Raw genomic sequence first — 10,631 nt, 5'->3', positions numbered from 1 at the left:
GATTGCTGTCTCCCGTTGCCTCCTTGCGAGCATCCGGTCATAACCACATAGCAGTCATCTAGGCAAAGACGATTGCCGCCTGACATGTTTGCAAGTCGGAGTACTGGTTTCAGCCGAATAGAAGTCATGCCCAGTATGTCGTCAGCCAAACCTCAATGACAGGTTTCAGATAAAAGCAAAATGCCCGCGAGGCGCAGGCATTTTGAGGGTCTGACATAGAAGAACTTTAAACTTCTAAAGCACTATTGCACTCGATATCGTTTTGTGCAGAGACTTCTTCTTAGTAGTTATATCGGATGTTCACGCCCGTTGCCCAAGTGCGGCCAGGCGCTGATTCATAGAAACGGCCGTTGCTGTCGCCTACGATCACAGAGCCCACATACTTGCGGTCAAACAAGTTATCAAAGCGTGCAAAGGCATTCAGTGTCCAAGCACCCAAGTCCTTGGTGTAGCCCACGCTGGCACCAGCCACGGTAAACGAAGGTGCTGCTTCTGCGTTGGCATCGTTCACAAACACTTTGCTGGCGTGCTGTGCAGAAATACCAGCGCGCCATTCAGGTGTGATTTGGTAGTTGGCAGCTACAAACAGGTTTTGCTTGGAAATGCCAGGCAACTGGTTGCCCTTGGCCGCGCTGCCTGTTTGCTCACGGAAAGTGGCATCCAGATAGGTGTAAGCCGCTTGCACAGTCCACTTGGGGCTCAGGCGCACATCGGCTTGCAGTTCTGCACCCATGCGGCGTGTTTTGCCCGCGTTGCGATACACGGTGCGGCCATCGCCAGAGTTGGCACTGTCAGAGATCAGCTCGTTGTCAGTTGATGAATGGAACACAGCCGCGCTCCACATGCCCTTGACGGAACCTGTCAGGCGCTGGCGGAAACCCAGTTCCACTTGGTCACTGACGCTAGGCTGCAGTGCCAGGTTTAAACCGCCTTCAGACTTGGAGCGGTACGACAGTTCAGCGAACGTAGGCGTTTCGTAGCCACGACCAATGCTGATATACGCGGTGTCATTGGGCGTGAGTGCGTGTGACAGCGACACCACTGGCAGTGCCTTGTGGTGAGACGCATTGCCGGAGTCATCAGGATTGTCTGCGTTGATGAACTTATCGTTAGCCTCAAACTTCACATGGCTGTAACGCAGGCCGGTATCCAGCGTCCAGGTAGGGGCCAGCTTCCACGAAGCTTGGACATAAGGGTCCACATTGGTGATGGTGTTTTCTTCATTACGGCTGAGAGCACCACGCACACCCAGTTGCTCGCCCTTGAAGTTGTAATAGCCTTGGCGGTCTTCCACCACACGATCCAACGCCAAGCCGGCAGTCACAGTCACGGGCACGGGGGCATCGGTGAACTTACCGGTCCAATGTGCATCCAGACCTGCATAGTCACGCGACATATCGATCATGCCGCCTGCATGGCGCACATTTTTTTGCTGCGTTGCTTTGGGGATCGACTGGTATTGCTCCATGGAGCGGTGGCCGGCATAAGCCGTCAAAGCCACACTGTGCATGCCACTGAGCTTGCGCTCATAAGTAGCGCCCAATTGGGTTTGCTCCAGAGATTTGCGGGTGTTGTATTGCAAAGTACCGCTGGACACGCCACGCGGGTTGTTTTGCCAATCGGTGAAAGACACACCTTGGGGGTCTTGGGCATCTGACTTCATCGTATTGGCCGTGATCGTCAAGCGCGCATCGTTGCCAATAGCGGTGCTCAGCTTCACATTGGCGGTGTTACGATCGGCTGCGCTGTGGTCGCGGTAGCCATCGGTCATAAAACGGCTGGCGCTGACCAAATAGCTCAAGCCTTGTGCAGTTTGACCGCCAGCCTTGGCTGCCAAGCGCTTTTGGCCATCGCTGCCAAAGTTCACGCCGCCTTCGACAAAAGGCTTGCCTTCAGGCGTTTCGGTAAACACGCTGACTACACCACCCGCAGAATTACCGTACAGGACCGAGTAGGGGCCACGTAGGACTTCGATGCGTTCAATACTCGCAATGTCGATGTGGGACAGCGAGCCTTGGCCATCAGGCATGGTGGCGGGAATACTATCTACATACAGACGCACGCCGCGCACGCCAAACGTCGAGCGCGCGCCATATCCGCGCATAGACAGTTGCAAATCCTGCGCATAGTTCTGGCGATTCTTGATTTGTAAGCCAGGTACGCCGCTCAGGCTCTCAGAGAGGTTGACCTGCATTTGGCGGTCATGGATTTGCTCACCATCCACCACAGTTGCAGAGGTTGGCAGAGTCTGCAAGCTAGAAACGCCTGTGGCAGAGCGAATCTCAATGCTTTGCAGAATGGGCAAGTTATCAGTAACGGTTTGGGCAGAAGCAGCCATGTAGAGGCTGCCAAGGAATAAGAAAACGGCGTGACTTAATACCGTACGAGAAAAAGAATGCATGCTAAAACAGGGGTTGTGCTGCTTGGAGTCAAGCAGAAAGTCATCTCTAAGATCTATGATTTCTAAGGCAGTGCAAGATGCACTACCTATAGGTTCGCTAAGAACGCGTGGACGATCTCTGTTCAAGCAAAAGCAGATTGTTTGCACGCGTTCTTAGAGCGATTTACTAGCAACAGCCTTCCCAGGGCTCAACTGCTGTAGAGCTCTAGCTGCGCTATCTAAAACTTCATGTAGATGCTTGCTGCACCGCACCCATGACGGACTTGACTTCCAAATATTCACGGAAGCCGTGTTCCCCCCATTCACGGCCGTTGCCTGACTGCTTGTAGCCGCCAAAAGGCGCAGTAAAGTCCGGCCCTGCACCATTAATGTGAACCATACCGGTGCGTAACCGAGCGGCTACCCTGCGTGCCCGCTCTATGCTCCCTGACTGCACATAGCCCGAGAGGCCATAAGCTGTTTCATTGGCCATGCGTATGGCATCCTCAACTGTGTCATAGGGAATCATCACCAGCACTGGACCAAAGATCTCTTCACGGGCGATAGTCATATTGTTGGTCACGTCAGCGAATACTGTCGGTTTAACAAAGAATCCTTTTTCTCTGCCGCCTGCACGGCCTGTACCGCCTGCTACCAATGTGGCTCCCTCTTCAATACCTCGCTGAATCAGACCCTGAATTTTTTCGAATTGCGTGGCGTTGACTACAGGCCCAATAGGCATGCCCGTTACGTCTGCCAGTGCTTCACTAACTTCAACAGATTCAGCGGCAGCTTTGGCGGCAACCTTGGCACGCTCTTGCATTGTGCGTGGGATAAACATTCGCGTAGGCGCATTACAACTTTGGCCTGAGTTGGTGAAGCAGCCGATCACACCTTGTGTTACTGCTATTTCCAAATCGGCGTCATCAAGGATGATGTTGGCGGACTTGCCTCCCAGCTCCTGCGTTACACGTTTAATGGTGTCAGCCGATGCCTTTGCCACAGCGGCACCAGCCCGGGTGCTACCTGTAAAGGTCATCATGTCAATGCCAGGGTGGCGCGACATAGCCTCGCCTACATTTAGACCATCGCCATTAACCAGATTGAAAACGCCAGGTGGTACGCCTGCTGCATCCATCACCTCTGCCATGATAAGAGCGTCGAGCGGGGATACTTCAGATGGCTTAATCACCATGGTGCAGCCTGCAGCCAATGCGGGTGCCACTTTGCACATGAACTGGTTGATGGGCCAGTTCCATGGTGTGATCATGCCAACTACGCCGACTGGTTCGTGCAAAATGGCTGTGGTGCCCTGAATACGCTCGAACTGGAAGTCTTTGAGCACAGCCATCGCCACCTGCAGATGCGCCACGCCGACAGCAGCCTGTGCAGCACGTGAAAGCCACAGCGGGGCTCCCATTTCGGTAGAAATAGCACGCGCAATGTCTTCGTAGCGACTCTGATAGATCTCTAGTACTTTGCCCAGCAACGCCAAGCGCTCTTCACGGGTTGTTTGTGAATATGTCTCAAAGGCGCGGCGTGCAGCGACTACGGCCTTGTCTACATCGGCTGCGCTGCCCATGCTAATTTGTGCGCAAACCTCTTCATTGGAGGGATTAATGACATCGCGCGTAGCGGGCACTACTGGGTCTACCCACTGGCCATTGATATAGAACTTGAGATGTTTTTGTATGGTCATACTTTGTCTCCTAGAGAAATAGGTTTTATTGCGCGGCTTGCGGGCGAATAGAGTCTGCTACGCCCTGAATGAAGGCTTTGATTGCGTCGACTTGGTCATCTGTTAACTTGCCTGTGAAGTCAGGCATGCCACGCGAAGTCGCTGGACCATTGAAGATGAAAGTAGACAAATTTTCGATGTAGCCTGGATCTAGGTAAGCCAAGTTAGGGAGCGCTCCGCCTTTTTGTACGCCGGGCATGCCATGGCAGGCATAGCAATTGGCCACGTATAAAGCTGTGCCTTCGGGTACTTTGGCAGGGTCATACTTCACGCCCTGTATTAGCTTGCCCATACGGTACTCCACGAACTCTGGCAACTTGGCTGTTCCACCCAGTGCAAAGGTGTAAACAGTGCCAGGCATTTGCTTATCCGAGGCGCGTCCTGACAAGCCGTAGACACCACCCCAGCCCACAGCGATTGAGACATACTGCTTACCATCCACCATATAAGTACTGGGCGCAGCCACAACACCAGTACCTACGGGACTTTCCCACAGCTTCTTTCCACTAGCTGCGTCATAGGCCACGAAACGCCCGTCGGCTGTGCCCTGAAATACGAGATTGCCAGCAGTGGTCAGCGTACCGCCATTCCATGGGGAGACGTGCTCTACACGCCAAGCTTCCTTTTGTTTGACCGGATCCCACGCCAGCAGACGTCCCATAGGCTGGCTTTTAGGCGGTTCTGCTGGGATGGTCATGGCTGTATTCCAGCCAGTGCCGGAGCCATATCCCATAGGGCGTGGTTCATTGAACTTCCATTTAGGGTCATCCACCATGGCTACGGGAATGTGCTGCGCAGGCAGGTATACCAGTCCAGTGTTTGGGTTGTATGACATGGGATGCCAGTTGTGAGCACCATTGGGCCCAGGTACAGCATCCGGGTCACGACCGTCACGCGCTGCTGCTACGCCGATGGGTCTGCCTTTCTTGTCATAGCCCTTAGCCCAAGTCACGTCCACAAAATTCTTGGCAGAGATGAACTGGCCATTCGTACGATCCACAACGAAAAAGAAGCCGTTCTTAGGAGCGTGCAAAATCACTTTGCGCGTCTTACCTGCCAGCTTGATATCTGCCAAGATCATTGGCTGTGTGGAGGTGTAATCCCAGTTATCTGCTGGCGTTTGTTGGTAATGCCACTTGTACTTACCAGTATCTGGATCTAGCGCCACGATAGAGCCTAAATACAAGTTATCGCCCCCTTTGGGGCTACGCGCTTTGGCTGACCATGGCGAACCGTTGCCGACACCCACATACATAGTGTTTAGCTCAGGGTCAAAAACCATGCTGTCCCACATAGTCCCGCCACCGCCTGCTTCCCAGTATTTGCCACTTGGGTCCCATGTTTTGGCAGCCAAGCGCATTGAATCATCTTCGTAGGGCTTGGCTGGATCTCCAGGAACGCTGTACCAGCGCCACTTTTGCTCTCCCGTCTCAGCATCGTAGGCAGTGATAAAGCCTCGAACACCGTATTCAGCGCCGCCGTTGCCTATGATGACCTTGCCCTTGTAAACACGCGGTGCACCAGTGATGGTGTAGGGACCTGTGTGGCCTTCAATAGTGTTTTTCTCCCACACTACTTTGCCAGTGGCTGCATCTAATGCGATCAGTCGGCCATCGAATGCACCTATGTAGACTTTGCCTTTCCAGAGCGCTACGCCGCGGTTAACCACATCACAGCAGGCATCTTTCGCGCGTTTGGGATCAACTTTGGGATCGTAAGTCCAGATTTTCTGCCCAGTGCGTGCGTCAATGGCATGCACCACACTCCAAGACGCAGTCTGGTACATCACCCCATCAACAACTACAGGCGTAGCTTCTACACCACGCGTAGATTCGAGGTTGTATGACCATACTAAGCCAAGTTGGTTGGCGTTATCAGCATTGATCTGGTTCAGACGGCTATATCGTGTTTCTGCATAGTCCACGCCAATAGTGGGCCAGTCAAGCGTTTTTTGGGCATTAGCGCGAATGAAAGCTTCGTCCACATGCTGTACAGGATTAGTGCCGTTTTGCGCGAACGCGGACAGTGAAACCAAGGCAGCAAGCGTGATGGGAAGGGTACGAAAAAGCATGTTGTGTCGTCTCCTTAATTTTTTGCATATCAGTACCGGGCAGTGCACCCGGGCGCTACAAGCATCTCGCAGCACCTGCGTCTGGACATCTCAGGGATTTCACTAACGCATTTGTGTTCCGTAATGGAACACATTGGCGGCTATGTCCATTTCCAGTGCACCTCGCCAGCTTTTTGCAACGACGCCATCTGAGCGCATCGCTATGGCTCGCCGTAAATTTTTCGAGGAAGGACAACGTCCCTCCGGATTAGTGAGCGAAGCGGTGTTTCAGTCTTGGATGCGTTGCTATCGCCAACACCCTGATCGTTTGCGTGATGTGGCCTTTGATCCAGTTACCCCTAGTCGGGTACACAGTACGCTGGCACACAACCGTGGATTGCTACAAGCAGCTCAGCCAGAACTTGAAACGCTGGAACGATCGTTAGCTGGCACAGGTGTCAATCTGCTGTTGACTGATGGCGACGGCGTAATGCTGTATGTCAGTGCCATGCAACACGAAGTAGACATACCTACACGCCACATGGGTCGACCAGGCTCTAACCTGGCCGAGCGTGCATCAGGGACGACAGCGCCCGGTATTGTTGTTGCCACAGGCCAAGCTTGCGCGGTGATGGGCGGCGAGCACTATTTTGATGACTTGCAAGCTCTGCATTGCGCGGCAGCCCCTATTCGTGATGTACAGGGCAATTTGGCTGGTGTATTGGATCTGACAGCGATGACTCAGCCGTTTGGCTTTGATGCCCTGCAACTCGCTATTCAGTACGCAACCAGCATTGAAAATACTTTGTTGCAAGCCCAATCACATGAGTTGCTGATATTGAGCTTCCAGACGACCCCTACTTTAATAAACACACCGTTGCAAGGCCTAGCGGGCGTAGCATCTGATGGCACAGTAGTCTGGATCAATGCTTCTGGGGCGCGTCTGGCAGGTCGAGTGTCTAACGCTGAAACAATGCCCTGCCATGTCGAAGATCTTTTCGGACATGGGGTAGAGACACTACTGCATTTGAGTCGCCATCATGGCCCACACAGCCTACGGTTAGCCAATGGATTACTCGCTTGGCTAGAGGTACGGCTGCAGTCCCACGACGAGCAAGCTCAACGTTTTATTTCACCACCTGCTAGGACACTCTCTGAATTGTGTAGCGATCAAGTCCAAACGGAAGATCCTGCGCAGCAACAAACGCCAGCGACGCTGCGTGAATGTAGTCGTAAACTTATTGAGAGCACATTAGCTGCGCACAATGGCAATATTGCCAAGACAGCCCAAAAATTGGGCATTTCTCGTGGCACCTTATACCGTCGCATACGCAAGTATGGATTATCTTCAGGCTGAATTGAGCCGCCGTTTTCAATAGCTGTTCGACCCACGCAGGGAAAAACGCTGGCTGTGATGCAAGTCTGTGGTGGCTCGCAGTCCTTCAATGCGGTGAACCAAATGCGTATCTTGGGCCGCTGGATGCGTATGCTGACCATTCCCAACCAGTCTTCCGTTGCCAAAGCCTTTATGGAGTTTGGGGATGACAACCGCATGAAGCCTTCCGGCTACTACGACCGTATCGTCGATGTGATGGAAGAACTGGTGAAGTTCACGCTACTCACACGCGATGTGTCACCTTATTTGGTGGACCGCTACAGCGAGCGCAAAGAGACCGCAGCGGAGCTATCGAAACGCGTGAATCAAGCATCTATTTGATAGTTGAGCTGGAAGCAGACGAACAAATATGTTTCATGGATGGCTGCTTCTCGCCGGCTACGGCACTTTAAAGATAAGCCAGTTAGCAGTCGTTCGCCAGCGAATTCATTGAGCTGATGCTCTGCCAGTGCATCGACTTTCTGGCCAATCAAGCGCATTGTGGTACTCCCTCAACTCAATGGGAGACCATCATGGAATCCGTCACCAGCGCTATCCATCGCGAGCCGTGGAACAAGGGGAAAATCGTGGGCCAAAAGTCCCCGTTCAAGGTCAAAGACATCTGGGCACTGCGTGTGCGACTACAGATGGAGCACCGAATCCGGGAGCTTGCACTTTTCAACCTGGGTATCGACAGCAAATTGCGGGGCTGTGACCTCGTGGCGTTGAAGGTCAGAGACGTTTGCCACGGCGATCAGATGGCGACACGCGCCATCGTTATGCAACACAAAACGCAGCGGCCTGTGCAATTTGAAATCACATCAACGACACGAGATGCCCTGCAGGCATGGATCAAGCATGCGGAGCTGAAATCCGATAGCTTTTTGTTCCCAAGCAGGATCCACAGATCCCCTCATCTGGGAACACGTCAGTACGCCCGTATCCTAGCCCACTGGGTGGATGAGCTAGGGCTGGAGCGCGCAAGCTATGGTACCCATTCGATACGAAGAACCAAGCCCACGCTGATCTATCGACGAACCAAAAACCTGCGTGCCGTTCAGTTGCTGCTTGGGCACTCCAAGCTGGAGTCGACCATCCGGTATCTCGGCATAGAGGTTGACGATGCGTTGGAGATTTCCGAGCAAACCGAAATTTGAAGCAAGCTTACGGTCGTGCTGCCCTTGTCATGAACTAGGCTGCACGACTTGAGCGGCTGCTTTACGGCAAAGGCGCGGAATGACACTCCCGGCCAAAAGCAGCCATTTCATCATTGGTCTTTGGAGTAGTTGCAACAAGCTCCAATCTAGAAAATTTTAGGTTTTCCTAAAAAATTTTCTTGTGATTGCTCACTCTCAAAATCGAGGATAGATTAAGTTTTATAAGAACGATGGGCGTATTTTCCTGTCGTCTAAATGTAGTTAGTCATACCAATGAAACCCAAGCCATGATTGAAGAGATAAGAAAAGCAGTTCACGACGCAGCGCAGGGCAATCAGAAAATTGCCATGTTTCATTTTCAGGTACTAAAAAATGCCGCAGCTTTGGAAAGTGTTGACCCCGAGTCTTTCTGCCGAGAGATAGGCGTTCCAGCCACCTATAAAACTGAGTTCAGAAAAATGCTTAGTCTCGCTCGCATCATCCGCCAACAAGGTGCGCGGCTTGTCTAACTGTTCGTCGCATCCGAACGCCTACGGCGGCGGCTGAACTCAGGGCGTTAGGAGCCTTAAATGACAATGCGAAGCTATAGACATTTTGTTTGTCCAGCGGGACATCAAGGAACAGAAAAGACAAGCGAAAACGACCAGCCTTACAGCTCACCTTGGGAGGCCATTACTACTCAGGGTTTAGTAAATGCTGGAGAAGATTCGATGGGTTACAAGGCATATGTTTGTGAAGTTTGCAAGCAACCAATGGTTATTCGCAGCGCCTAACCGTTCACTCAAGCGGACTGGCCTTCGGCCATCCGCTTAATTTTTTCGTTAGCCATCTGAATACACGTATGTCGAACACCACAGTTATAGATTGCACGCAATGCTCGGTTCGAGTGAAGGCCGATATCAAATTCTGGGTAGGAGACGCGCAGGAAGAGGCTTACTTCGTCGTCGAATGCCCAGCGTGTAAAAAACCGCTCTTCGGAAAGTCATTTGTTTACCAAGACGATCACAACAACTACGAGTGGGACAACGCTGAGAGGCTTTGGCCAGTGCCATCCGCAACTGAAGTTTCATCATCAATACCAGAGGCGGCGCGACGCGATATCAAGGATGCTCAAAAATGCCTGTCCCATGGCATTAACTCAGCAGCCACAGTTCTATGCGGGAAGGCCCTAGAGCGTCTCATCAAAGAGAAATCTGGCGCGAACATGATCGCTAAGGGACTCGCTGATTTAAAAGCAAAAGGGGTGATTGATGAGCGTCTGTTCAATTGGGCAGAAGCTCTACGAAGAGAGCGCAATATCGGCGCTCACGCTTCAGACCAAGAAACGACCAAAGAAAATGCTCAAGATGTCATCGACTTCACGATTGCGATTTTTGATTATGTCTACACGCTCAGTGAGAAGTACGAAAAATACGTCGCCCGCAAAGCTTCACCTTCAACAGATGGCTAACCCGTCATTGCAGCCGACTGCCTTCGGCAGCCGCTGAACTGCAACGTCTGTGGATGTCTGTTCTGGGTCGATAACACCAATTCAGCTCATGCAATAGCTGTCACTTGGAGTGGGGCAAATTTCTGCGACTACTTTGAGGTGCAGTGCGGACCTACAAGAATGAAGCTGTGGAATGACTGCTTTGGTTGGCAGCAGTCATTCACTCTGTTGAGTTGAACGGCAGCAACCAGCCTAAACCTGTCCGATCGCGACTCGTCCACTGGCACGCACTGTCACTCCTTTGCCACACGAACGAGCAACCCGTAGGAAACGGGTAGGGGCGCCGTTGCTCCCAGTTCTTGGACCGGCAACGAAAGGGGAAATTTCTCACCAATTTCCTCCCAATGACCGAACAGAGAAAGCAAGCACTCACAAGCAATGTGCATTCAACTGGTGGCTAGGCCGCATTGCGGAGCAATCAACGCGCGATTCGCGGCTCTAA

General features: G+C 52.4%; 8 protein-coding genes and 1 pseudogene. 5 read left to right on the top strand and 4 right to left on the bottom strand.

Features of this window, described 5'->3' with window-relative positions:
• Nucleotides 1-280: 280 nt before the first annotated feature.
• From KYG_RS02160 to KYG_RS02150, 3 genes are all read right to left on the bottom strand, one after another.
• On the bottom strand, nt 281-2,401 hold the full coding sequence (locus KYG_RS02160) for a TonB-dependent receptor (protein ID WP_082136990.1): 2,121 nt from the start codon (nt 2,399-2,401) through the stop codon (nt 281-283).
• Between the two features lie 226 nt (nt 2,402-2,627).
• Nucleotides 2,628-4,079, bottom strand: a complete 1,452-nt coding sequence (locus KYG_RS02155) for an aldehyde dehydrogenase family protein (protein ID WP_008903176.1) — start codon at nt 4,077-4,079, stop codon at nt 2,628-2,630.
• Between the two features lie 25 nt (nt 4,080-4,104).
• On the bottom strand, nt 4,105-6,189 hold the full coding sequence (locus tag KYG_RS02150; protein WP_034692734.1) for a PQQ-dependent dehydrogenase, methanol/ethanol family: 2,085 nt from the start codon (nt 6,187-6,189) through the stop codon (nt 4,105-4,107).
• 142 nt (nt 6,190-6,331) lie between these two features.
• Here KYG_RS02150 and KYG_RS23490 point away from each other — a divergent pair, with 142 nt between their 5' ends.
• Both KYG_RS23490 and KYG_RS02145 read left to right on the top strand, forming a co-directional pair.
• Nucleotides 6,332-7,525: a helix-turn-helix domain-containing protein gene (locus KYG_RS23490; protein ID WP_008903174.1), complete on the top strand. Its 1,194-nt coding sequence runs from the start codon at nt 6,332-6,334 to the stop codon at nt 7,523-7,525.
• 9 nt (nt 7,526-7,534) lie between these two features.
• Nucleotides 7,535-7,885, top strand: a pseudogene (locus KYG_RS02145) (arsenical resistance protein ArsH); the annotation flags it as partial.
• Here KYG_RS02145 and KYG_RS24995 read toward each other — a convergent pair.
• Entirely contained in the window at nt 7,870-8,043 is a 174-nt protein-coding gene (locus KYG_RS24995; protein ID WP_172739585.1) for a hypothetical protein, read from the bottom strand. The pseudogene KYG_RS02145 and the gene KYG_RS24995 sit on opposite strands and share 16 nt — an antisense overlap.
• A 33-nt stretch (nt 8,044-8,076) precedes the next feature.
• Here KYG_RS24995 and KYG_RS02140 point away from each other — a divergent pair, with 33 nt between their 5' ends.
• The 3 genes from KYG_RS02140 (at nt 8,077) to KYG_RS02135 (ending at nt 10,150) form a co-directional block, all read left to right on the top strand.
• Nucleotides 8,077-8,700 carry a tyrosine-type recombinase/integrase gene (locus tag KYG_RS02140; protein ID WP_003052404.1) on the top strand — a complete coding sequence of 208 codons (624 nt, stop codon included), beginning with the start codon at nt 8,077-8,079 and terminating at the stop codon, nt 8,698-8,700.
• A 287-nt stretch (nt 8,701-8,987) separates the two neighbouring features.
• Nucleotides 8,988-9,209, top strand: a complete 222-nt coding sequence (locus KYG_RS24220) for a hypothetical protein (protein WP_008903172.1) — start codon at nt 8,988-8,990, stop codon at nt 9,207-9,209.
• 332 nt (nt 9,210-9,541) lie between these two features.
• Nucleotides 9,542-10,150 carry a DUF4145 domain-containing protein gene (locus tag KYG_RS02135; RefSeq protein ID WP_034692732.1) on the top strand — a complete coding sequence of 203 codons (609 nt, stop codon included), beginning with the start codon at nt 9,542-9,544 and terminating at the stop codon, nt 10,148-10,150.
• The last annotated feature ends 481 nt before the right edge of the window (nt 10,151-10,631 follow it).

Source organism: Acidovorax sp. NO-1, assembly GCF_000238595.1.
Taxonomy (GTDB): domain Bacteria; phylum Pseudomonadota; class Gammaproteobacteria; order Burkholderiales; family Burkholderiaceae_C; genus Acidovorax.
Note: the sequence above shows the minus strand (reverse complement) of the source record. Positions and strands in the feature narration are given on the sequence as shown.